The organism is Candidatus Photobacterium acropomis (genome assembly GCF_030685555.1).
In the GTDB taxonomy this organism is placed as follows: Bacteria; Pseudomonadota; Gammaproteobacteria; order Enterobacterales; family Vibrionaceae; genus Photobacterium; species Photobacterium lucens.
Genome location: NZ_CP131608.1, coordinates 1074557 through 1096518, shown reverse-complemented (window position 1 = coordinate 1096518; position 21962 = coordinate 1074557). Strand labels below are relative to the sequence as shown.

At 40.3% G+C, this 21962-nt stretch carries 25 protein-coding genes; 20 read left to right on the top strand and 5 right to left on the bottom strand.

Features of this window, described 5'->3' with window-relative positions; all coding sequences use genetic code 11:
• The first annotated feature begins 4 nt into the window (after positions 1-4).
• The 17 genes from Q7657_RS04940 (at position 5) to Q7657_RS04860 (ending at position 14155) form a co-directional block, all read left to right on the top strand.
• A complete protein-coding gene (locus Q7657_RS04940; protein ID WP_107165841.1) occupies positions 5-778 on the top strand; it encodes a DUF3450 domain-containing protein in 774 nt (257 codons plus the stop codon).
• Positions 778-2145 carry a MotA/TolQ/ExbB proton channel family protein gene (locus Q7657_RS04935; RefSeq protein ID WP_107165840.1) on the top strand — a complete coding sequence of 456 codons (1368 nt, stop codon included), beginning with the start codon at positions 778-780 and terminating at the stop codon, positions 2143-2145. The genes Q7657_RS04940 and Q7657_RS04935 overlap by 1 nt, the downstream gene beginning before the upstream one ends.
• Positions 2145-2678 carry a MotA/TolQ/ExbB proton channel family protein gene (locus Q7657_RS04930; protein ID WP_023934383.1) on the top strand — a complete coding sequence of 178 codons (534 nt, stop codon included), beginning with the start codon at positions 2145-2147 and terminating at the stop codon, positions 2676-2678. Before Q7657_RS04935 ends, Q7657_RS04930 begins: the two co-directional genes overlap by 1 nt.
• The gene (locus Q7657_RS04925; protein WP_008989397.1) at positions 2675-3079 is read left to right on the top strand and encodes an ExbD/TolR family protein; all 405 of its coding nucleotides are present in this window, start codon (positions 2675-2677) and stop codon (positions 3077-3079) included. Before Q7657_RS04930 ends, Q7657_RS04925 begins: the two co-directional genes overlap by 4 nt.
• Positions 3079-3735: an energy transducer TonB gene (locus tag Q7657_RS04920; RefSeq protein WP_107165839.1), complete on the top strand. Its 657-nt coding sequence runs from the start codon at positions 3079-3081 to the stop codon at positions 3733-3735. Before Q7657_RS04925 ends, Q7657_RS04920 begins: the two co-directional genes overlap by 1 nt.
• A complete protein-coding gene (locus tag Q7657_RS04915; protein WP_107165931.1) occupies positions 3735-4919 on the top strand; it encodes a tetratricopeptide repeat protein in 1185 nt (394 codons plus the stop codon). The genes Q7657_RS04920 and Q7657_RS04915 overlap by 1 nt, the downstream gene beginning before the upstream one ends.
• 202 nt (positions 4920-5121) lie before the next feature.
• Entirely contained in the window at positions 5122-6303 is a 1182-nt protein-coding gene (locus Q7657_RS04910) for a DUF481 domain-containing protein (RefSeq protein ID WP_107165838.1), read from the top strand.
• A gap of 144 nt (positions 6304-6447) precedes the next feature.
• The gene (locus Q7657_RS04905; protein ID WP_053989131.1) at positions 6448-7011 is read left to right on the top strand and encodes an RNA polymerase sigma factor; all 564 of its coding nucleotides are present in this window, start codon (positions 6448-6450) and stop codon (positions 7009-7011) included.
• Positions 7012-7600: 589 nt separating this feature from the next.
• Complete coding sequence (locus Q7657_RS04900; protein ID WP_107165837.1) at positions 7601-8227, top strand: PepSY-associated TM helix domain-containing protein; 627 nt, start codon at positions 7601-7603, stop codon at positions 8225-8227.
• Positions 8228-8244: 17 nt separating this feature from the next.
• A complete protein-coding gene (locus tag Q7657_RS04895; protein ID WP_107165836.1) occupies positions 8245-8769 on the top strand; it encodes a DUF2271 domain-containing protein in 525 nt (174 codons plus the stop codon).
• 13 nt (positions 8770-8782) lie between these two features.
• Positions 8783-9613 (top strand): DUF4198 domain-containing protein, encoded by an 831-nt coding sequence (locus Q7657_RS04890; protein ID WP_045071290.1) that lies wholly within the window; start codon positions 8783-8785, stop codon positions 9611-9613.
• Positions 9614-9704: 91 nt separating this feature from the next.
• The gene (locus Q7657_RS04885) at positions 9705-10028 is read left to right on the top strand and encodes a hypothetical protein (protein ID WP_107165835.1); all 324 of its coding nucleotides are present in this window, start codon (positions 9705-9707) and stop codon (positions 10026-10028) included.
• Positions 10025-10621: a DUF6162 family protein gene (locus Q7657_RS04880; protein WP_107165834.1), complete on the top strand. Its 597-nt coding sequence runs from the start codon at positions 10025-10027 to the stop codon at positions 10619-10621. Before Q7657_RS04885 ends, Q7657_RS04880 begins: the two co-directional genes overlap by 4 nt.
• Positions 10622-10676: 55 nt before the next feature.
• Positions 10677-11597, top strand: coding sequence for a metal ABC transporter solute-binding protein, Zn/Mn family (locus tag Q7657_RS04875; protein WP_107165833.1), 921 nt, complete (start codon positions 10677-10679; stop codon positions 11595-11597).
• Positions 11594-12352, top strand: a complete 759-nt coding sequence (locus Q7657_RS04870; RefSeq protein WP_181319832.1) for a metal ABC transporter ATP-binding protein — start codon at positions 11594-11596, stop codon at positions 12350-12352. Before Q7657_RS04875 ends, Q7657_RS04870 begins: the two co-directional genes overlap by 4 nt.
• A complete protein-coding gene (locus Q7657_RS04865; protein ID WP_008989385.1) occupies positions 12352-13227 on the top strand; it encodes a metal ABC transporter permease in 876 nt (291 codons plus the stop codon). Before Q7657_RS04870 ends, Q7657_RS04865 begins: the two co-directional genes overlap by 1 nt.
• A 43-nt stretch (positions 13228-13270) precedes the next feature.
• Positions 13271-14155: a metal ABC transporter solute-binding protein, Zn/Mn family gene (locus Q7657_RS04860; RefSeq protein WP_107165929.1), complete on the top strand. Its 885-nt coding sequence runs from the start codon at positions 13271-13273 to the stop codon at positions 14153-14155.
• 180 nt (positions 14156-14335) lie between these two features.
• Here Q7657_RS04860 and Q7657_RS04855 read toward each other — a convergent pair whose 3' ends face one another.
• From Q7657_RS04855 to Q7657_RS04845, 3 genes are all read right to left on the bottom strand, one after another.
• Complete coding sequence (locus Q7657_RS04855) at positions 14336-14851, bottom strand: NUDIX hydrolase (protein WP_107165832.1); 516 nt, start codon at positions 14849-14851, stop codon at positions 14336-14338.
• 11 nt (positions 14852-14862) lie between these two features.
• Positions 14863-15915 carry a GGDEF domain-containing protein gene (locus tag Q7657_RS04850; RefSeq protein WP_107165831.1) on the bottom strand — a complete coding sequence of 351 codons (1053 nt, stop codon included), beginning with the start codon at positions 15913-15915 and terminating at the stop codon, positions 14863-14865.
• A gap of 228 nt (positions 15916-16143) precedes the next feature.
• The gene (locus Q7657_RS04845; protein WP_107165830.1) at positions 16144-17067 is read right to left on the bottom strand and encodes an alpha/beta fold hydrolase; all 924 of its coding nucleotides are present in this window, start codon (positions 17065-17067) and stop codon (positions 16144-16146) included.
• Between the two features lie 277 nt (positions 17068-17344).
• On the opposite strand from Q7657_RS04845, the gene galE reads away from it, so the two are divergent.
• The gene (galE, locus tag Q7657_RS04840) at positions 17345-18364 is read left to right on the top strand and encodes a UDP-glucose 4-epimerase GalE (protein WP_107165829.1); all 1020 of its coding nucleotides are present in this window, start codon (positions 17345-17347) and stop codon (positions 18362-18364) included.
• A 64-nt stretch (positions 18365-18428) separates the two neighbouring features.
• On the opposite strand, the gene Q7657_RS04835 is transcribed toward galE, so the two are convergent.
• On the bottom strand, positions 18429-19025 hold the full coding sequence (locus tag Q7657_RS04835) for a DUF2238 domain-containing protein (RefSeq protein ID WP_107165828.1): 597 nt from the start codon (positions 19023-19025) through the stop codon (positions 18429-18431).
• Between the two features lie 223 nt (positions 19026-19248).
• On the opposite strand from Q7657_RS04835, the gene Q7657_RS04830 reads away from it, so the two are divergent.
• On the top strand, positions 19249-20589 hold the full coding sequence (locus Q7657_RS04830) for a DEAD/DEAH box helicase (protein WP_107165827.1): 1341 nt from the start codon (positions 19249-19251) through the stop codon (positions 20587-20589).
• A gap of 133 nt (positions 20590-20722) precedes the next feature.
• Here Q7657_RS04830 and Q7657_RS04825 read toward each other — a convergent pair whose 3' ends face one another.
• Positions 20723-21274: an SPOR domain-containing protein gene (locus Q7657_RS04825; RefSeq protein WP_053989117.1), complete on the bottom strand. Its 552-nt coding sequence runs from the start codon at positions 21272-21274 to the stop codon at positions 20723-20725.
• Between the two features lie 304 nt (positions 21275-21578).
• Between Q7657_RS04825 and Q7657_RS04820 the strand changes: the two genes are divergently transcribed.
• Positions 21579-21959, top strand: coding sequence for a LexA family protein (locus tag Q7657_RS04820; RefSeq protein ID WP_053989116.1), 381 nt, complete (start codon positions 21579-21581; stop codon positions 21957-21959).
• The last annotated feature ends 3 nt before the right edge of the window (positions 21960-21962 follow it).

Genomic DNA, 21962 nt, shown 5'->3' with positions numbered 1-21962 from the left:
GATTATGAATTTTATTAAAACCAGTTTAGCGGTTGTTATTTTGAGTGTAACAACTGGGGTACAGGCAAGCAGTCTTGATACAGCACGTTCGATTGAAAACAAAACCAATGCTGCATCGGCAGTTAGCCAAGACAAGATTGATCGTAATGCTGATGCTTCTATTGCGATGAAAGCTGAAATTGAGCAACTTCAAGAAGAATTAAAGAACCTTCAGGTGTACCACGATCACCTTGCACGTATGGTGGATAATCAAACCCAAGAAATCACGTCTATTCATGAGCAAATCGCCAACATCAAAGAGACTCGCCAAGGTGTTGTTCCTTTGATGTATCAGATGATTGATGGCTTATCGACGATTGTTGAACAAGATAAACCTATCAAGCACGAGCAACGTCTAGCACGTATCGAAAAGCTACAGAGCATGATGTCTCAAGCTGATATCAGTGATGCAGAGAAGTTTCGTCGTATTCTTGAAGCCTACCAAATTGAAATGGACTACGGCACTAAGCTAGGCACTTACCAAGACAAGATCGCGCTTGCTGATGGTAAAACCATTGAAGCTGATTTGTTGTACTTAGGTCGCATGGCATTTGTAGCGCGTAGCTTAAATGGTTCGCACTACTGGAGTTGGAATAGCCAGACTAAACAATGGCAAGCGCTTGATAGCAGTGAAGCTGAAAACATCAATAAAGCGTTTGAAATGGCAAATAACCAAGTTGCACCAAGTCTATTACGTTTACCTGTTTCAGCAACTGTCGCTAACGTGGAGAGCAAATAATGAAATTAAAAGCGTTAGCCATCGCACTATGTATGGCATCTGTGCCATTTACTGCATCGGCAGAATCTGTAGTACAACAAGCAAAACAAGAAAACGTTGCTCAGCAACAGCATAATGCACAGCGTGAAGCGGGCTTTAATCAATCGACACAAAAAATTCGCAGTGAACGTGATGCACTATTGGCACAACGTAATGCGTTAAAGCAGCAAACTGAAACCCTAAGCCAAAGCTTTAGTAAGAATGAAGCAGAATTAGCAAAGTTAGAACAACAGCTACAACTGGACTCTGGCAGTTTAGGTGAGCTTTTTGGTGTTGTTCGTCAAACGGCTAAAGATCTGAAAGCTGAACAAGGTTACGCTGTCACTGGTGTTGATGTCACTCAATATGTACCTTTGGTCAATCAAATTGTTGATGCCAAAGCACTGCCTTCAATGACACAGCTAAACGGCTTATGGCAAGCAATGGAAGCACAAATCATTGCAAGCGGTGAGTTGGCTAAAGTAAAAGTACCATTTATTAATGGTGACGGTGAGCAATCGACTGAAGATGCATTACGTTTAGGTGCGCTGGGTTTAGTGGCACAGCAAGGCTATTTAAAATGGGATGGTGCGCGTCATATTGCAATGGCTTATCAGCAGCAACCTGAAAATGGCCCACAATTAGCGGATTTAGCTAATATTGCAGCAGAAGGTAAAGAGAGTATCGCACTTGATCCTTCTCGTGGTGTGATGCTGGATCAATTAGCTAATGCACCAACGTTGGAAGAACGCCTAACAGCTGGTGGTGTTGTTGGTAAAATTATTCTGTTACTACTGGCTATTGGTGCGGGTATCGCCATTTTCCGTGGTGTGAAACTGGCAACGATCAAGCAACAAATTAAGAAACAGCTTAAAAATCCAGACCAAGTGGGTAACAACCCGTTAGGCCGCGTTCTGGCTGTTTATAATAAAGAACAAAATCGTAGCGTAGAAGCACTAGAGTTGCGTTTACTTGAAGCCATTGTTGATGAGCAACAGGGGCTAGAGAAAGGCTTATCTATGCTGAAACTATTTGCTGCACTAGCACCAATGCTTGGTTTATTAGGTACAGTGACAGGTATGATCGAAACGTTCCAAGTGATCACTCAGTTTGGTAACGGCGATCCAAAAGTAATGGCCGGTGGTATTTCAATGGCATTGGTTACAACTGTTCTTGGTTTGATTGCAGCTATGCCATTATTGCTTGCTCATAACGTACTAAGCACACAGGCAGAAAACATTCGTTCAATCCTTGAAAAACAAGGTATTAGCTTAGTCGCTGAGCAAGCAGAAAAGAATGATGCGAAAAAAGCGAACAATAAACCCGTAGTTGCAGGACAGGCCGCATAATGGATATCAGCATTTTACAAAGCTGGTGGTTCTCGCTTTCACATTTTATGGCGCAAGGTGGCGCCATATTATGGTGGCTTGCAGCGGTTGTGGTGCTGTGTTGGCTACTGGTGATTGAACGTGTGATTTATTTGTTTTTCTATTTTCCTAAACAAAAAAATCAATGGTTAAGCCAATGGATGGCACGACAAGATCATGAATCATGGCATGCTTGTGCCATTCGTGATGGTTGGCTTAACGAAGCGAAAATTGCTTTAAATCATAATCTTAATTTCATTAAAGTGTTAGTTGCTATCTGCCCGATGTTGGGTTTACTTGGTACGGTAACTGGCATGATTTCTGTGTTTGATGTGATGGCAACCCAAGGCAGTAGCCAGCCTAAATTAATGGCCTCTGGTATTTCATTAGCTACCTTGCCGACGATGGCGGGTATGGTAGCTGCATTGGCGGGTATGTTTGTTCATGCACGTTTATCTAAAGCTTGTCAGATGCGTGAGCTTAAATTGGAAAAATTATTAAGGAGTCAGCAATGAGACTCGGTCGTCGTTCTTCAAACCGTGAAGATGCCCAAATTGATTTAACGTCGATGCTCGACATTGTATTCATCATGCTGATCTTCTTTATTGTTACTAGCTCATTTGTGCGCGAATCAGGTGTTGAAGTTAATCGTCCTCAAGCAAGCCATGTGGTAAGCCAAAAAGATGCCGGTATTTTTGTTGCCATTACCTCTGCTAACGATGTTTATATTGATAAGCGCGTTGTTGATGTGGAACGTGTACAAGCAACATTAGAGCACATGTTAACGGAACAACCCGATGCATCATTGGTGATCCAAGCTGATGAGCATGCTTACAATGGTACGGTTGTGAAGGTAATGGATGCAGCGAAAGGCGCGGGCATTAAGAATATCGCATTGGCGGCGGAGAAAAACTAATGATCCGTTTATTAATGGCATTGCCACTCGCCATTGCGGTTGCGTTAGGTTTGTTTACTTTCATAGCGTGGATGGTGGATAACGGAAATCATAAAGCGCCGGATAATAAAGAGCCTTTGGCTTTCAATATGGTGATGGTGGAGCAAGAACAAGCACCGCAACGTCGTCAGCGAGTTGCACCACCGCCACCTGAAACACCGGAGCCACCGCCAGAAGCAAAGCCTTCTATGTCTAAAATGGCAACAGCAAGTGTTCAGCCTGTTGCTTCTGTTAATAGCTTAGGTTTAGACACCGCAGTGACAGGCATTGCGATTAATATGCCGAAGTTTAGTGATTTTAGTAGTGCTGCAGCTGTTGTTGGTGAGCCGAGTGTAGGGCTAAGCCAGCAAGCAATGCCGTTATATCGAGTAGAGCCTCGCTATCCACCTCGTGCTTTAAAGCAGGGTAAAGAAGGCTATGTGGTGTTGAAATTCACTATTGATCCGCAAGGTCGCCCAATAGATATTAGCGTGGTGGAGGCTAAGCCAAGTCGTCTGTTTAATAAAGAAGCGATCCGTGCGTTGCGTAAATGGAAATACCAACCTCAAGAGCAAAACGGCACAGCTGTGGCGCAGTATGGTCAAACCGCACGTATAGAGTTTAAGTTGAATCAATGATGAAGAAACTAGCATTTATAATTGCTTTAACTGTTGCGACAAGTTTACCGTTATCGAGTGCTTACGCGGTTGGGCAATTGTCTCAGCCAATCGCGGTAAAAGTACAACGTGCCAATAACTTACAGTTAGATAATAAAGTCGATCAGGCGATTGCTTTATTGGTGTCGTTAAAGCCAACCCAAGCTTATGACAAAGCGTTTGTTCAACGTATGCTTGGGGTGTTTTATTGGCAACAAGGTAATAGCGCCAAGGCAATCAGTAACCTAACTCAAGCAGTAAAAAGTGGCTTATTGCAAGACGATCAGGCTTGGGTCACTGAACGTATGTTGGCCGATATTTTGTTATCAGAGCAAAAGTACAGCCAAGCATTACCACATTATTACCAGCTCACAAAACGTATTCCTAAAAATCAAAAGGGATACGAGCTATGGCTTCGTATTGCGCAATCCCATTATCAATTAAGCCAATGGTCTAAAGTGCTAACGGCGATGAAGCGTTACGATGGTTATAACCGTAAAGACGAAATGTCGCCGCTATCAATTAAACTTGGTGCGCAATTGCAGTTAAAGCAATGGAGCGGGGCGACATCAACCTTAAATCGGTTAATTGCGTTAGAGCCGACTAAGCTGAACTGGTGGCAACAGCTGGCAAATATTCAGATCAGAGCTGGAAAGTCAGATGAAGCATTAAGTACATTGAAGTTAGCAAAATACCAAGGTGTGGCGTTAACACAGCAAGACTTACATCGTTTAGCTCAGCTTTATGCTCAACGTGGTATTCCCGAGCGTGCCGCAAAACAAATTGCTGAGCTTGATGGTGCTGATAGCAATACACAATTGTTGGTAGAGCAAGCGAACTATTGGCAAATGGCAAGAGAGTGGCAGTCAGCGATTAATGTATGGCGAAAAGCAGCTCAGCGTAATAACAAGTACCGTTGGCAGTTAGCACAGTTGTTATTGCAAGAAGGCCATTATCAAAAAGCGTTAACGGAATTAAATAAAGTAAAACGTAAAGATAAACAGGCTGATGTTGAATTGGCAAAAGTACGTGCGTATTACAAGTTGAATGATTTCGACAATGCAATTATTCATGCCAAACAAGCGAATAACATTAAAGCATCAGCAGCGGCATCTAGCTGGGTAAAATACTTATCGCAAATGCGCAAAATGGAAGAAACCAGTTAATCATTCATAAGCATAATTATCTGTTTTGAGTAAGTTAAAGAGGCGAGCCACTGTGCTCGCCTTTCTTATATTTGAGATATGGAAAATTAATTAAATTTTGCTGTGACTTTTCTTATTGCTATGGCGTTTGTGTAAATACAGTCGAGGTTTATCAAGGACTGAAAAGGCATAAAAACAATATAACAATTAGAGGAGTAGTATCATGAAATCAACAATCACTGCGGTTTCCGCTGCGGTTGGTATGCTGGTATCGTCAGTTTCTTATGCTGATACTGTTAGCATGTTTGATTATGAAGAAGCCACATCGGCTTATGAAGATGCTTATTTAGATGCTCAATTTGATTTACGTAGTGGTAATCAAGATCAAACCAGTTATAACGCGGTGATGAGCGCCAATTATGATCGCGTATTCTCATCTGCAAATCGCAATACTCGCATTGATTTTACTGGCGACGGTACTATTAGCCAAGGACCCAACGCCAATGATGAACGTAAAGAAACCTATCAAGCATTAGCGTCATTAACCAATGATATGTATTTTGCCCCAACGGTGAATGATTTTTTCTGGTACGGCAAAGCTGAAGTGGGTGCACAAACCGATATGGTTGACCCATTCACCAAGTTAACTGTTGGTTTGGGCTATGGTCGTGTGGTGAATGCAACCCCAATGGCAAAGGCGATCCGCGTGGTTCAGGCATTGCAAGAGCGTGGTTTACTACGTGGTAACGTCTCTCGTGAAACATACCAGAATGTTGCTCAAGTGATTGCTAAAGAGCCAGCTTATCGTAGTCGATATGGCTCTGCGGATTATGCGGAATATTGGGTTGAAGATATTGGTAAGGCATTAGGTGATAACCTTGGAGCAAGAGGGGCGATCAAATCTTACGATGTCTTAGTTAATGAGCGAATTTCTACTCGTAAATATGGTTGGTTAGTTCGCGCTGGTGTTGGTGCTGTATTAACGAACTATGATGGTTCTGATACAAAGCCAGCGCTAGAAGTGGGTGCTGAATATCATTATCCAATCAATAACCAAACCCAATTTTCTAATGAAGCGATCTTAACGGCTATTTTGGATGATGGTGATAATGGCTTTAATGCATCAAACACGATGTCGTTAACTTATGAGCTTCGTGACAATATCGATTGGGAAAATACATGGTTATTAACCTATGCAGCTAGCGATAAAACAGAAGATCTCATGACTAATTCGCTGCGCTCTACTTTCCGTTACTATGTATCTAATTCGATCAGTTTGTCGTTGTCGGCTGGGGTATCGAAAACTGAAGATAATATTGATTACAACCCAGCAGATCCAAGTACCAATCGAAATGATGATGTTGATACTACTGTCAACTTTGGTGTGACTTACCGTCTGAAATAGTAAATCAACCGCTTAGCAATAAAAACACATGCTTTCTTTTTTATAAGACAAGCATGTGTTTTTTTTTGCATATAGTAAATAGAGTAATAAAAAACTATCACTTTTTTGTCATTGAAAAAATAAAATCATTATATGGATGTGAAGATGACGATATTAAATAACGATCTAATGGATGAAAATGAACTAATATATCAATTTCAACATAACTATTTAAAAAGAAATGAGGTTTTCTCTTTATTGATGAAGCCTTATTGGTCAGCATTGTATTCGCGATGTTTATATAAAATAAAAGATAAAGAAAGTATTGATGATGTACTGCAAGATGTGTTGTTGAAAATTTATCAAGGGCTGCCTAAATATTACCACAATGGTGTGTTTAAAACCTGGATATATAAGATAGCTGATAATGTATGTTATTCATATTTAAGAACTAATATGAAATATATGAGGGGTAATATTTCAATTGATACTTTAGAACCAGCAACAAATGTTCATTCGATGAATGTTGAACACGAAATAGATGTTGGCTCAGTAGTCAGTGATTTACCATTTAAAGAGCAAGAGATCATTGATCTTAGGTTCTATCAAGATCTTACGCTTTTAGAAATCAGTGATATTTTATGTATTACTATTAGTGCATGTAAAATGCGCTTATATCGAGCATTGAAATCACTGAGCCATTTATTGTTTGGATATCGATATCATTAAAAATACAAAATCTTGTGAATCGTCTATTATTGTTTAAGTCTCTTTATAGAGAATGACTAATATAATTAAATATAAGCTAGTTTATTTTTTGTTTCCGTTATTGTAGAAAGTTATGTGCTTCGCTAATAGAAATTATAAAACAGCATGTTACTGTGCTGTTTTATAATTTAGATCATGGTTAGATATAGCAATAAGTAGGATTATTTATTACTTAGCCATGAGTTATCATGTGCTTGATATTGAACAATAAGATCAACTCAGTTGATTTGTTACATGTGGAATAAGGGAATGTTCGTCTTACTATTTATGCTCCGATTATGGATTTATGTTTTTGCTATCGGCTTTCACAGCATTAATATGTTTTGAATGTAAATGGTAACACGTGAAGTTAAAAGTCAGTGTAAACGTCATGTTTTGCTGACTTTTTTAATTAAAATTAGTTACTTAGCCTTAATTTTGCTGTTTGAATTATCCTTCCTTCTTTACGATCTAGTCACCAACGTAAACAATGTAAATTAAATGCCAATAAGAACGATTATCAATTAAATTTACATCCATTCTCAGTCGGTAGTTAGTTTCTTTGGCAACAATGTTAAAGCATAAAAGCGTTCAACTGTGGGCTCGTCGCCTGCACATTTACATTTCAATGGCACTGTTATTAGTCGTTTTGTTCTTCGCAATTACAGGTATTACGCTTAACCGTCCTGAAGTGTTTGTCTCTGATTCTCCGAACATTACAGAGCAACAACTGACTCTACCTACTGAACTGTTTTCTTCTCCGCAAGGCGATTTTGTACCCAATACAAAAGCGTTGCTCGATTACTTATCTCAGCATGCAAATGTGAGTGGTACACCTTCTGAAGTGGAAGTGTTTACTGATCTTGATGGTAACGAACTCATCGAAGGGGAGATCTCGTTCGATTACAAAGGTCCTGGTTATAACGCCACTGTTTTCATCGAGATGACGACTGCAGAAGCCACGATTGAAAGCACCCATTACGGGATCATTGCGGTTTTAAATGATCTTCATAAAGGGCGAAATAGTGGTGAAGTGTGGAAGTGGTTTATCGATATTACTGCAGTATTAATGATTTTCTTTGTTTTAACAGGTGTGTGTTTATTGTTACCGAAGAAGAAAACACTGATCACTTCAATGAAGTGGATGGGCGTTGGCTCAATCATCACAGCACTCATTTATCTTGCTTTTGTTCCTTAGTATTTAACAGGTTAACGATGACCATTAAAAATAAAATGAAAAAGACCTTACTGGCAACGTTACTGTTGGCGCCATTATCAACGGTATTTGCAAAGCCTTTACCAGAGTCAGCCAAATTAGATGTTGAGTTGACTTTACCGAGTATTGAAACCTCCATGTATGCACGCCCTTACGTTGCGGTGTGGATTGAAGATAGTCAACGTAAGCCTGTTCGCACTATGCAACTGTGGGTAGGTAAAGATGAGTGGCTAAAAGATTTACGTAGCTGGTGGCGAAAAGTTGGTCGTTACGATCGTGAACTGGTTGATGCCGTTACCTCTGCGACTCGCCCTGTTGGTGAATACCGATTCTCTTGGGATGGCTTAGACGATAAAGGTTATCGTGTAGAGCAAGGGGATTACACCTTCTATGTTGAAGTGGTTCGTGAGCACGGTGGTCGTAACTATCTGCGTCAAAAACTCTCTTTAGGTGAAAGCGAAGCTAGCCATGTTTTAGCACCAACTCAAGAAACAGGCACCATCAAGATTAACTACAAACTTTAAGTGAATTGTCATCATGAATAATAAATATAAAGCGCTATCTCTGGCTTGTTTGGTTGCTGCAGGACTTGGCATGACGTCAGTGGCTCAAGCTCATCCTCGTTGGGTTGTACCATCACACTTTACTGTTTCGAAAGAAGGCGGTGATTGGTTATCTTTCGATGTGACAGCGTCACATGGAACCTTTGTTTACGATAAGCCAGCAAGTATTGAAACGACCCAGGTGATCATGCCTGATGGTCGTATGACAAACCCTAACTTTACTATCCGTGGTAAACGTCGTGCGATTTTTGATTTCTTCTTTGAAGAAGAAGGGACACATAAAATTCAAATTAATCAGACGCCTAAATACTACACATATTATAAAGCGGGTCGTCGTGACACTGTTAAATGGGCCGAAGCTAATAAAGCTAACCGTTTGACCGTACTACCAGAAAAATCACGTGACGTTGTCACTCAGGTTAACTACACCCGTGCAGAAACCTATGTGACTGTTGGTAAGCCGTCGAAAAAGGCAATGGAGTTAACTGGTGAATACTTGGAAATGGTACCTGTGACACACCCATCTGACATTGTTGAAGGTGAGCCTGTGACATTCCAGTTCTTCTTTAATGGTAAACCGCAAGCAGGCGTGACAGCTGATATTACTCGTGAAGGTACTTTATACCGTAACCATCAAGAGCAAATTGATGTAGTGAGTGACAAAGACGGCATGATCACATTTACACCAGCTGTTGCAGGTCGCTACCTGATGAAATCGAACTACAAAGGCATGGTAGAAAACGATCCTATGTATGATCGTGCGAATGTTAACGTTCATCTAACCTTTGAAGCGCTTCTTCAGTAATTCATCGCCATTTACTGTTTCGTTAGGCGTGTGATTAATGCGCCTAACCTTTTATAACGTTTAAGCCATTAGTGGCTTGTTTGAGATAGTTATGAAAATTAAATCTTCCCTTTTATCGGTATCGTTATTTTGTGTGGGTACGTTTTCAAGCGCAGTTTTTGCCCACTTTCCATTGATGAGTTGTTGGTTTGAATCTGACAAGGTGCTTTGTGAAGCAGGATACAGCGATGGTAGTACTGCTGTTGAATACAATGTTGATATGTTTGACTACGACGACAACTTGATTGCTAAAGCGATGACAGATAAACGATCAATCGCGGAATTTACCAAACCTGATACCGATTTTTACTTGGTATTCGATGCTGGACATGAAAACCCAGTGGAAGTGGATGTGGTAGAGATTAAAGAGAAATGATCCGTCAATCTGTTCGATCTGATAACGGCGATCGTGAAGGCAAATGGGTTGGATTGTGTATTGGCTTAATTCTACTGATTGCGTTTGTGTTATTGCCTTATCACCAAGCGAAAGAACCAGAAGCCGCATTGCTTTCTCATCAGGTTGCAATTACTGATTTATTACCAGATGAACTGGCAATGGTTGCTGAATTACGTTTAGCCCATGAAGAAATTCGTAACTTGTTCCAAGACACAGCGCTAGAAAATGGCACAGGTAGTTGGCCAGAGCTTAATGAGCTAGAAGCGTTTTGGATTGCACCTTTTGTGAAAGATAAAAGCTGGCAACGTAAAGGTCGTCATCAATGGACACTGGTTGCAGACGGTACTTATCAAGGTCTTCGTCAAAGTGATTCGGGTTCGATGTCAATCGTACTAAACAGTCATACTAAAGATCCTGATATTTGGCTTGCTATGGATGACCAAGCTAAACCTTTTGAAACTAAACAAAAGGTTGATGAACAGCAATTAATTTCAAATGGTTGGACACAAATAGTCTTCCAACCTGTTGCTGAAAATACATCATCTTCAGCTAATTCAACCCATTCTCATTAAAAGAGGCAGAGCATTGGTCTCTGCCTTTTCTCAATCTACTGAGATATTTATAACAATGAACAAATTAATTAAATCAAGTCTTAGTGCTTTAGCTGTTTTGGCTGCAATGACGGCAAGTTTTAATAGCTTTGCGGCAGAAAAGAAAACCATAGGTATCACGCTTCAGCCTTACTATAGCTATGTAAAAGCTGTGGTAGGAGATAAAGCGGAAATCCTGCCGCTAGTGGATGCAGGCTTTAACCCTCATAACTATTTGCCTCAACCTAACGATCTTAAGCGTTTGAAACAAATGGATATCATTGTGGTAAATGGTATCGGTCATGATGACTTTGCCTTGAAAGTGATTCAAGCGGCAAACCGTGATGATTTAATTGTCATTGAAGCGAATAAAGATGTGCCACTACTGCCAGCAATGGGTCAATCAGTAGGCACTGGTGCGGTAAACCCACATACGTTTGTTGGTTTATCGACCACGATCCAAAAGGTTTACACCATTGCCAATGAACTGGCGAAAATCGATCCAGAAAACGCAGCTGAATATCGTAAGAATGCGCGTAACTATGCCAAACAATTTCGTTTGATGAAGCGTGATGCGATGTTGACGTTAGGTGACTTAGATACCGCAGGTATGAAAGTGGCAACTACGCATAACGCTTATGGTTATCTATTACAAGAGTTTGGTGTCGATGTGGCTGCTGTGATTGAACCAGCTCATGGGGTAGAGCCAAGTGCAAGCCAACTGCAAGAAACGATTGAAAAGATCAAACAATCGGGCATTAATGTGCTGTTTTACGAGCTAAATATGCCAAACCGCTATGTCGATACCATTGAAAAAGCGACAGGTGTTCAGTTATATCGTTTTTCTCACATGACTCATGGACAATACGATCCGAAGAAAGTCGAAATTGAAATGAATGAAAACCTGATGACGTTAGTTGAAGCAATGAAATTTGCGGCTAAGAAGGATCAAGCATGATCATTGGCCCAAGTATTCAGCTTAAGAACGTCAATCTTCAATATGGTGTGAATCAAATTTTGTCTGATATCACCCATCATTTTGAAGGGGGTCAATGTCACGTTGTAATGGGACCAAATGGCGGTGGCAAAACCTCACTGTTACGTTCAATTTTAGGTTTAACCCCGTTCGATGGGGAAATTGATATTTTATGGGATGAATCAGTCAATAACGGTAAGCCGGGAACCATCGGTTACGTTCCGCAAAAAGCCATGTTCGAGCAAAGCTTACCGCTTACCGTGATGGATTTTATTCTGCTGAATCAAACCCGTTCACCGCTATTTTGGCGTCAACGACAGAAAGACAAACAACGCGCATTGGCTCAATTAGATCGCGTAGGTATGGCAAGCCGTGCTGAACGACGTATGGGGCAGTTATCTGGCGGTGAGCAACAACGTGTTTTGTTCGCACAAGCGTTACTCGATAACCCAGATCTGTTGGTACTTGATGAGCCAACAACGGGGATGGATGAGCAAGGTGTTCGTTATTTAGAATCCTTGATCAAAGAATTTGTGGGACAAGGCAAAACGGTGCTGGCTGTTCATCATGATGTTACAGCTGTACGTCGATTACAGGCACAAGTACATGTTGTTAATCGTGTCTTGGTCGATAGTGGTGATTATAGTGAAGTTTTAGTGCCAGAAAAAATTGAGCGTTTATTCAATCACTATACTCAGCCGTTTGAATCAGATTCAGCGAAGAAAGAGGTCGCATAATGGAACTGTTAAGACATTGGGCACAATTAGGTGTTGATGCTGGTTGGTTGAGCGAAAGCTTCTCTTATGCGTTTATGGTCAATGCCATTGTAGCTGCATTGCTACTTGGGCCGCTACTGGGTGGTTTAGGGACATTAGTTATCGCAAAGCGTTTGGCGTTCTTTTCTGAAGCAGTTGGTCACGCTGCATTAACGGGTATTGCCTTAGGTGTGTTATTGGGCGAGCCACCAGAGAATCCATTTATTGGGTTATTTAGCTTCTGTATGATTTTTGCGTTGTTACTGCATTTTGTCCGTAACCGTACCAACGTACCGTACGATACCTTAGTTGGGGTATTCCTTGCGTTAGCACTAGCCGTCGGTGCTGCTTTATTGATGTATGTGGCACGTAAGATCAATATCCACATGCTAGAAAACGTGTTATTTGGTTCGATTCTAACGGTGACAGATTATGACTTAATGGTGTTAGCCGTTAGCTGTGCATTAATTGTGTTGCTATTAATCCCAACTTTTAATCGTATTTTACTGACTTGTATCAGCCCTGATATTGCCCGTGTCCGTGGCTATAAAACCAATTTTTACGACTACTTGTTCGTTATGATGATCACTTTAGTCACCATTGCATCTGTCAAAATTGTCGGTGCGGTATTGGTTGGTGCATTGCTGCTTATTCCGGGAGCAACAGCAAGACTGCTTACTAAAAATATGGGGAGTTTTGTTTTACTTTCAGCGTTATTAGCAACCATCAGCTGCGTCATTGGTACTGTATTACCGATGGAGCTAAAGATGCCAGTTCCATCAGGAGCTGCGATTATTATTGTGTCTGCATTCTTCTTTTTATCAGCAACGATTTTCCGCATTGTGCGTAAAGGTTAATAAAGGAAACATTATGTTTTTAATCAATCCGTTTTCTCGCGCTATGCGTAAGTCACAAACGTTAATCGTTGGTGCTTGTTTAACAGCATCAGTGCTGTTGCCATCAACAATGGCGAATGCTAAAGATATTTTAACCGCAACGCCTGTTACTTATATGTTGGCATCTGAATTGACCAAAGATACGGGGATCACAACGGGGTATTTGCCACCGAAACGCTACGGTATTTCTCGTTTACCTAATTGGTTTGCCACCAAAGGTTCAGAAGTTGCCAGTGCTGCAAGCCATTCCGCGACAGCAGTTGTTTCGCTAGGTGCTATTTGGCATCAAGACCCTTTGTTCCAGCATGCTCGTGAAGGCAATATTAAAGTTGTCGAAATTGATGCGTCACAAGCGATTTCACCGCGTGCGCAAGGGGTAGCGACGTTACGTTTAAATGATGGTTCAACATCCATGTACGCGTGGTTAAACCCGAATAACTTAACGGTGATGTCATCAATTGTTAGTCGTGATCTTCAGCGTTTATGGCCTGAAAAAGCACCGCAAATTAAACAGAACCAACAAGACTTAATGGCAGATGTACGTCAACTGATCAATCGCCAGCAAAAAGCGTTAATGGAAGCGAATGTTGATGCTGTTGTGTTGTTATCCTCGGAATTAGAAGATTTCGCATCAGGTAACCAACTGTTTGTTGTTGATCGCATCACTAAGCCAGAATTGGAATGGAATGACGAAGATAAAGCCCGTTTAGTGAAATTGGTGGCAGAGGATCCTTCAGTTACCTTGCTCACGACTAAAGCACTGAGCCAAAGTATGAAAAAATTAGTTTCAGAACAAACCAAAGTAATTGTTATTGATAGCATTGATCGTTGGGGAAGAGCTGGTATTAACAGTGAAAAACCATTACAGCGATGGGAAGTGAATATTTAAAAAGTCTACTTATTCATGTGGTTGTAAATAAATTGTAACCGTGAATTGTGATAGTAGAAGAGTCAAGCGTCCACTGCTTCGACGTGTAAGTACTTATCTGTTACCCATGAGAACAGATAATTAAAAGGTACTACTTTTGCCCAGCTTAATGCTGGGCTTTTTTATGGTGTTTTTAAGTGATTATAGATAGCCAGCAATACGGGCTTTCAGAAAGGCAGCCAAGGTTTTGTTATCTTGGATTTCGTTTTGAGCAATCTTTTGCTCGATGTCTTGTACTGAAAGTGTGACAACTTCAATAATTTCATCGTCATCCAATTCACCAATGGTGGGTGTTAAATCGGTAGCAACAAACAGGTATTGGATTTCGTCACAAAAGCTCGGAACGGGGAGAAGCTCACCGAGTGATTGCCAGCTCTCAGCTTTTAAATTCACTTCTTCAGCCAGTTCACGTTTAGCACATTCAAATACATCTTCATTTGGCTCTAATGTGCCTGCTGGAAACTCTAAGATCCATTGCTTAATCGCTGGGCGATATTGGTTAACGAGAACGATATGTCCTTGGCTATTAATAGGAATGATCACAACAGCGCCGGGATGCTTAATCGTTGTGAAATTCACTTGTTTGTTGTTTGGTAACAAGTGTTCTTGTTCTTCGACTGAAAAACATTTCCATTGATAGTGTATTTTTGAGGACATAGAAATAACCTTTATTCGTTGGTTGCGATTTGATTATATCCCCAACGTTTCGCACGCATCAATGCACTCTCAGCCTTAATGTAATCGTATCTAAAATCTTGATATTCCACCGCTGTGATACCAACGCTGATGGTGATGTTAATACGATGTCCTGTTTCTAATTCTAGTGACCATTTAGCGACTTCATTACGTAGTTGAATTGCCATAAATTCAGCTTTTTGAATATCGGCATCAGGTAATAAAATACAGAACTCTTGGCAACTTAAACGGGAAATTTTCGCTTTATCACCGCAATGTTCATTTAAACATTTCGCAAGCATCATAATGGTTTTGTCACCTGCATCTAAACCAAAGCGATCATTGATTTCTCGTAAATTATCAATATCAAGCAATAGCATCGAAATATCGCGGCGATAACGCTGACAGCGTGATGATTCAGTTAAATATAGTGGGACAAAACCTTCACGGTTAAGTAAGCCAGTTAGGTAATCGTGCGTGGTGGTGCGTTTTACTTGTTTAATAGCATCGTAACGGTGACGAGAAAGTAAAAATGCCATTACGAAAATAATGGAATAAGCACAGATATTCTGCAATGCAGAGGAGATCTGTAAGTGCTTATTGGTGATTTCTGAAATGCTTAATACAACATAAATAAAGCCAAAAATCAGGCTATACCAGCCTGCAGTTTTAATTCTAAGGGCAAAAAAGCACAGTAACGGAATAGTTAAACCAATAGTGTTACTGATATGACGTGCACCATCAAAGTAAAAACCACTGGCGCAAACAAGGGTGGTTGCAACTAAGAAGATCCAAAATAAAACTTTAGATGAAATGGCAGAGCGGTTAAGTATGGCTAAGGCATAACAAAGCAACATCCCAACAATACCCACAAAGGTAAAGTAGTATTCAGCGTTAGAAACAAAATAAGTAAATGCAATAACGGCACAAATTGCGCCTGCAAAAGGGAAGAGTAACGCTAACTGTTTTTGGAGGGTTTTTTCGCTTAGCTCAATGTAAGCAAAGTTGGTGGGTTGTAATTGATTACTTTTTATTAATGTCGTCATAAAGTTAGAAACGCCTATGCACAGATAAATGAATGCAACATGTTGTGCATGGGCGAGGATAACAGTATTTCACTTTATGTCTAATTATTTTTGAGAATTAATGTAACTAGCTATAACAATGACAATTAAAAAAGAGTGATTGTAATTATTTGTTGGCAATGTGATTAAATAAGTGTCTAAAAGGTGAAATATAAGAGGTAATTATTTACCTCTTATATATTCGATGAGTTATTGCTGTAGAAAGTTATTAATAAGTTTTGATGTTAATTCTGGTTGCTCATTGGTAACACCATGAGCAGTGTTAGGTAATACAACAATAGGGGCTTGGGTGTATTTACTTAATTTAATGCCGTTTGATAGTGGGAATATTTTGTCTTTTTCACCCCAAATAAGCATCAATTCTGGTAACTGTTTTGGATCAAATTGCTGTATGCGGTCACGATCTGAGGGCAGAGTTTGAATTAACTGGGTACGCTCTGGCTTCCATTGTGAAAAATAGCCTTGGTAAATCTGATTGGCGAGGAAATCAGGTAGCGGCTTTTTACTTACAAAAACGTTATCATATAGGCGACGAATACCATCCCCATTTTCTGGTACAAAGAGATCTTCTGGCGCTTTAACACCAGCACGTTGCACTAATTCAGCTAAATCATTATCGCTAAATAGTGGACCTGGGCTAGCAATAATAATCGCTTTGTTAATACGTTCAGGTGTTGTCATCATATCGTAAGTGACAAAACCACCGTATGAGATACCAACGACGTTGATCTTGTCGATGTTCATACTGTTAACTAATTGCCAAATAGCTTGGGTTTGAGTGGTTAATCGAGGCTTAGCATCACTTTGTGATTCGCCAAACCATAATAAATCCGGTGCTATAACACGGTAGTGGTGACTTAATTCAAGCATTTCTGCTTTCCATGTTGCAGCAGCAGTACCACCAAAGCCATGGAGAAGTAACAAAGGTTCACCTTTACCACCTTCCCAGTAGCTCAGTTTACCGCCTTCTTTTAATGCTAATGTATGTTTTGTAAAACCATCTTCATGTAGGGCTGTATTGTCGTGATCAGTTTTCCATTGAACAACTTCACAGCCAGTGAGAAGAGTGAAAAGGCTACAGACCATAAGGGTCTTGGATAATAAACGTTTCATAATGGCTCGACAGATAGAAAAACGTGGATTAAATAATACAGTGTTTTATAATTTTCAAGCAAGATGATAACAATGAGATTGCATCGATAATTGTAACCATACATAAATGGGATTAAATGTTTTTGATAACATACTTCAGCGTCATTGATTTGATTAATTGGTGTATTCTCATGATAATTATCGGCAACTAATTGATTAGCCTTTTGTTTGACGTTTGATTCAATGATTTGAGCGTAAGTTTATAGGTAGTCAGCATTTTTAAGGATTAGGAGACACTATGCGTGTTTTAGTTACTGGTGGCATGGGCTATATCGGCAGCCATACTTGTGTACAAATGATTGAAGCGGGTATGACACCGATCATCGTCGATAATTTATATAACAGTAAAGAAACAGTATTAGGTCGAATTGAAAACCTAACAGGTGTTAAGCCTGCTTTCTATAAAGGTGATATTCGCGATCGTGCATTTTTAGACAATGTATTTGCTGAAAATGAAATTGACGCAGTTATTCACTTTGCAGGCTTAAAAGCGGTAGGTGAGTCAGTAGAAAAGCCACTTGAGTACTACGACAACAACGTTCACGGTACATTAGTGTTAGTAGAAGCGATGCGTGCAGCTGGCGTTAATGCATTGATTTTCAGTTCATCTGCTACGGTTTATGGCGATCCTGCTTCTGTGCCAATTACAGAAGATTTCCCAACTAGCGCAACGAACCCTTATGGTCGTAGTAAGTTAATGGTTGAAGAGTGTTTAGCTGATATTCAACATGCTTACCCTGAAATGAGTATTACGCTGTTGCGTTACTTCAACCCAGTTGGTTCTCATAAGTCCGGTACCATGGGTGAAGATCCACAAGGTATTCCAAATAACTTGATGCCATTTATTTCTCAAGTTGCAGTGGGTCGTCGTGAGTTCCTATCAGTGTTTGGTAATGATTACCCAACGATTGATGGTACAGGTGTACGTGATTACATCCACGTTGTGGACTTAGCTGATGGTCACTTAGCGGCACTGAACCATAAAGGCACTGAAGCAGGCTTGCATATATATAATCTCGGTACAGGTAATGGTAACAGTGTACTGCAAATGGTTGATGCATTCTCGAAAGCATCTGGTGTTGAAGTAGCATACCGTATTGCACCACGTCGCCCTGGTGACATTGCTGAATGTTGGGCAGATCCAGCGAAAGCAAAAGCTGAACTGCATTGGGAAGCGAAGCTAACCTTAAATGATATGACGCAAGATACTTGGCGTTGGCAGTCAACTAACCCAAATGGCTACCCAGACGTTGAATAAGTTTTGATAGTTACAAATAAATAAGGCGCTCAATGAGCGCCTTATTTTTATCTAGGTAAATGCTTTAGTTTTCTTTTTGATAAGGTTTGAAAATGAAGAACAAACTCAAACTAAATAGTGCGCCTAGTGTATCAGACAGCATATCTTTTTGCGCATCCCAAATGTCACCTTGAGAGCCTAAGAACTCGATACCAGCTTCACCACCAGCACTTGCTGCGTACCACCATTCAATGATTTCGTAAGCGGCGGCGGTTGCCATAATAGCAAATAAGCCAAATAAACCAGCAATGAGCGGTTTACAGTGATTTTTTCTTACAAGGTATTCAGCGATAGGAAAAGCATAGAAGCCGATAGAAAAGTGGGCGAGGCGATCAAAGTTATTACGGCTTGAGCCAATCAAATCGTTGAACCAATCAAATGGGACATTTGCAAAAGTGTAATGTGCACCAATATTATGCAGTACCAGCCAAACTGCCATTAAGCTATATGCAAGGTTACTAAAGCGGAAATGGCGAAAAGAGAAAACAAGTACACCAAAGATCAGTATGAGTGGAATCGCTTCTGCTATCCATACTTCTCTAAATGCAGGGTTTATTCCTAAAATAATAAAAAAGAGGCCATAAGAAATGGCTAGCCATAAAGGAAATTTATTGTCTGACATCATATATCCCTATTGAATAAATCTCGGCTAGATTAGACTAAATGCTCATTAATTTCCAATTCACACGATTTTTCATTTTTGCTACGAAATGAAGCGGGTAAATTTTCTTTCTTAGTTAGAACTTGTGTTATAATCCGTGGCTAATGTTTTTCACGTTATTGTGATATTCATCATAGTTAACAGTAAACTCTATCCTGAGAGTTGTTTTTACCGGAGCATCATTTTGCATTTTAAAGATCTTGGATTAGACCCACGCCTACTTAAAAAAATTAATCACTTGGCGTTTGATCGAGCAACCGAAATTCAGCAAACAGCAATCCCTGTTGCTATCGCAGGCAAAGATATTTTGGCCTCTTCGAAAACGGGTTCCGGTAAAACATTGGCATTCTTGCTACCTGCAATGCAGCGTATGTACCGTAGCAAGCCATTTACACGTCGTGATCCTCGTGTAGTTATTCTTACGCCAACACGTGAACTAGCAAAACAAGTCTTTGCTCAGTTACGCACTTTAAATGCAGGTACACCCTACGATGGTACGCTAATTGTAGGTGGTGAAAACTTTAACGATCAGGTTAAAGCACTGCGTAACGATCCTATGTTTGTTGTAGCAACACCGGGTCGTTTAGCCGATCACCTAGAGCACCGTAGTACGCACCTTGATGGTTTAGAAATGCTGATCCTTGATGAAGCAGACCGTATGCTTGATTTAGGTTTCGCGCCACAGTTACGTCGTATTAATGAAGCGGCAAATCACCGTCGTCGTCAAACACTGATGTTCTCTGCAACACTTGATAACCAAGAAGTGATTGAGATTGCATCTGAAATGCTGGACAACCCGAAACGTATTTCTATTGGTCACTCAGCAGAAGAGCATAAAGACATTACGCAACGCTTTATTCTTTGTGATCACCTAGATCATAAACAAGCACTACTTGATAAAGTGTTAGAAACAACCGATTACAACCAGGTCATTATCTTTACCGCAACCCGTGCAGATACGGATCGTCTAACCAATGAGTTGAATGAACGTAAACTAAAAGCGGTGGCGTTAAGTGGTAACTTAAACCAGAACCAACGTAATAGCATCATGAGCCAGTTCGAGCGTAACTGTCATAAGATCTTAGTAACAACGGATATCGCGTCACGTGGTTTGGACATTGATAACGTATCGCTAGTGATTAACTTCGATATGCCAAAACATGCTGAAGAATATGTTCACCGTGTAGGTCGTACTGGTCGTGCAGGTAACAAAGGTGATGCAGTATCACTTGTTGGTCCTAAAGACTGGAAGAGCTTTAAGAACGTTGAAGCTTTCCTTAACCAACGTATTGAATTTTCAACTATCGAAGGTTTAGAAGGTAAGTTTAAAGGTCTTAAGCCTGCACTGAAGAAGAAATTCGTTAAGAAGAAACCAACAGGCGAGAAAGTGGTTGCACAGAAGAAGCAAGCACCTAAAGCGAAGCGTAAAGTGGATAAGCGTTTTTACGAGAACCAAGCGGTGGGTAATGACGTATTTATTCCTAAGAAAAAGCGCAATGTTGATGTGAGCAACGATGGCGAATAATCAACACTAATGATATAGAAAGTCAGGGCAGCAGTGCTCTGACTTTTTTATTATTTGTGAATACTGAATTTCACGCATTAAAAAAGCCAGCAGTTATGATGTTGGCTTTTTTGTATCGGCTTACGAACAACGATTAACGTAGTTGGTAAACTTGACCTTCTTTATCCGCTTTAACAGCAGCAAAGCTTAGTGGGAAAGGCCCTTGTGCTTGAACTGATGCTGGTAGGTATTGAATAGCTTGGCGTGCTTCTTCTTTTGTTGCGAAGTTACCGTAGATCACAGCATACCAGTTACGACCATTTACACGCTTCCAGTTAACCCAGATTGGCTCGTTACCGTGAATTGGTTGTAGGTAACCACGAAGGTTACGCTCTTCACTTAACGCAAGAATTTGTACAGTGTAACGAGAAGGTGAGATATCACCGAATGCTTGATCATTCGTCATTGATGTTTCATCTTCTAAATGCGCGTTATCGTTATTGATGTAGTCGCTGTCAATCACTGGTGGTGGTGTTACTGTTGTTTCAGGTGCTACAGTGTCAGCTGGTTGTTGACACTGAAAGTTAGAGCCATCAATTTTAGATGGCATTAGGTAACCTGAATCACATGGGCTGTCAGAAGAAGCACAACCAGATAATGCGAATAGTCCTAAAAGAATAGCTGCCTTACGATTCAGCAACGTCATACGTCTCTCCATAATCTTTAGACGAGAATACTAAATTGAAAAATACCGTTAGTTGAAGGTATGGATGTTTAGTATCAAATATTATTTCGTCTATTGTATCCAATAAAGGCATATTTACCGCATTAAAATATTATAAAAAACGTTGTTTGATGTTTTTTTATTCGATTAAAACAGTATTTTATTGGTTTTTTATATGTTTGTGCTTTCTATCATTTGAGTGGTGAAGTGAAAGCAATAAAAAAGTGATTTTAAGGTATGAATTGTATTAGACTGTATAAGTGTACAGTGTGTTGAGTGTTATCTAATGAGTGCGTATCCGTACTTTATTGAATCCGTTCCTTGTGGTTTTCCGTCTCCAGCTGATGGTCATCAAGAGAGCTTAGATCTTGATGAATATCTTATCCGTCATCCTAATGCGACTTTCTTTCTGCGTGCTTCTGGCGAGTCCATGATTGGGGCTGGCATTTATGATGGTGATTTGCTGGTGGTCGATCGTGCTGAAACGGTAGCTCCGGGCAGAATTGTGATCGCACGTATTTATGATGAATTTACCTGTAAACGTTTAGTTCGCCATGAGGGAATGTGGTGGTTAAAAGCTGAAAATCCTGCAATGAAGTCTTTTCCATTACCCCAAGATGCAGAAATATTTGGTGTCGTCACTCGTAATATCCATAACTTGCTATAGCGT

Coding starts and splice junctions, on each gene's coding strand:
- Q7657_RS04940 (WP_107165841.1), top strand. CDS start 5: ATGAATTTTATTAAAACCAGTTTAGCGGTTGTTATTTTGAGTGTAACA.
- Q7657_RS04935 (WP_107165840.1), top strand. CDS start 778: ATGAAATTAAAAGCGTTAGCCATCGCACTATGTATGGCATCTGTGCCA.
- Q7657_RS04930 (WP_023934383.1), top strand. CDS start 2,145: ATGGATATCAGCATTTTACAAAGCTGGTGGTTCTCGCTTTCACATTTT.
- Q7657_RS04925 (WP_008989397.1), top strand. CDS start 2,675: ATGAGACTCGGTCGTCGTTCTTCAAACCGTGAAGATGCCCAAATTGAT.
- Q7657_RS04920 (WP_107165839.1), top strand. CDS start 3,079: ATGATCCGTTTATTAATGGCATTGCCACTCGCCATTGCGGTTGCGTTA.
- Q7657_RS04915 (WP_107165931.1), top strand. CDS start 3,735: ATGAAGAAACTAGCATTTATAATTGCTTTAACTGTTGCGACAAGTTTA.
- Q7657_RS04910 (WP_107165838.1), top strand. CDS start 5,122: ATGAAATCAACAATCACTGCGGTTTCCGCTGCGGTTGGTATGCTGGTA.
- Q7657_RS04905 (WP_053989131.1), top strand. CDS start 6,448: ATGACGATATTAAATAACGATCTAATGGATGAAAATGAACTAATATAT.
- Q7657_RS04900 (WP_107165837.1), top strand. CDS start 7,601: ATGTTAAAGCATAAAAGCGTTCAACTGTGGGCTCGTCGCCTGCACATT.
- Q7657_RS04895 (WP_107165836.1), top strand. CDS start 8,245: ATGACCATTAAAAATAAAATGAAAAAGACCTTACTGGCAACGTTACTG.
- Q7657_RS04890 (WP_045071290.1), top strand. CDS start 8,783: ATGAATAATAAATATAAAGCGCTATCTCTGGCTTGTTTGGTTGCTGCA.
- Q7657_RS04885 (WP_107165835.1), top strand. CDS start 9,705: ATGAAAATTAAATCTTCCCTTTTATCGGTATCGTTATTTTGTGTGGGT.
- Q7657_RS04880 (WP_107165834.1), top strand. CDS start 10,025: ATGATCCGTCAATCTGTTCGATCTGATAACGGCGATCGTGAAGGCAAA.
- Q7657_RS04875 (WP_107165833.1), top strand. CDS start 10,677: ATGAACAAATTAATTAAATCAAGTCTTAGTGCTTTAGCTGTTTTGGCT.
- Q7657_RS04870 (WP_181319832.1), top strand. CDS start 11,594: ATGATCATTGGCCCAAGTATTCAGCTTAAGAACGTCAATCTTCAATAT.
- Q7657_RS04865 (WP_008989385.1), top strand. CDS start 12,352: ATGGAACTGTTAAGACATTGGGCACAATTAGGTGTTGATGCTGGTTGG.
- Q7657_RS04860 (WP_107165929.1), top strand. CDS start 13,271: ATGCGTAAGTCACAAACGTTAATCGTTGGTGCTTGTTTAACAGCATCA.
- Q7657_RS04855 (WP_107165832.1), bottom strand. CDS start 14,851: ATGTCCTCAAAAATACACTATCAATGGAAATGTTTTTCAGTCGAAGAA.
- Q7657_RS04850 (WP_107165831.1), bottom strand. CDS start 15,915: ATGACGACATTAATAAAAAGTAATCAATTACAACCCACCAACTTTGCT.
- Q7657_RS04845 (WP_107165830.1), bottom strand. CDS start 17,067: ATGAAACGTTTATTATCCAAGACCCTTATGGTCTGTAGCCTTTTCACT.
- galE (WP_107165829.1), top strand. CDS start 17,345: ATGCGTGTTTTAGTTACTGGTGGCATGGGCTATATCGGCAGCCATACT.
- Q7657_RS04835 (WP_107165828.1), bottom strand. CDS start 19,025: ATGTCAGACAATAAATTTCCTTTATGGCTAGCCATTTCTTATGGCCTC.
- Q7657_RS04825 (WP_053989117.1), bottom strand. CDS start 21,274: ATGACGTTGCTGAATCGTAAGGCAGCTATTCTTTTAGGACTATTCGCA.
- Q7657_RS04820 (WP_053989116.1), top strand. CDS start 21,579: ATGAGTGCGTATCCGTACTTTATTGAATCCGTTCCTTGTGGTTTTCCG.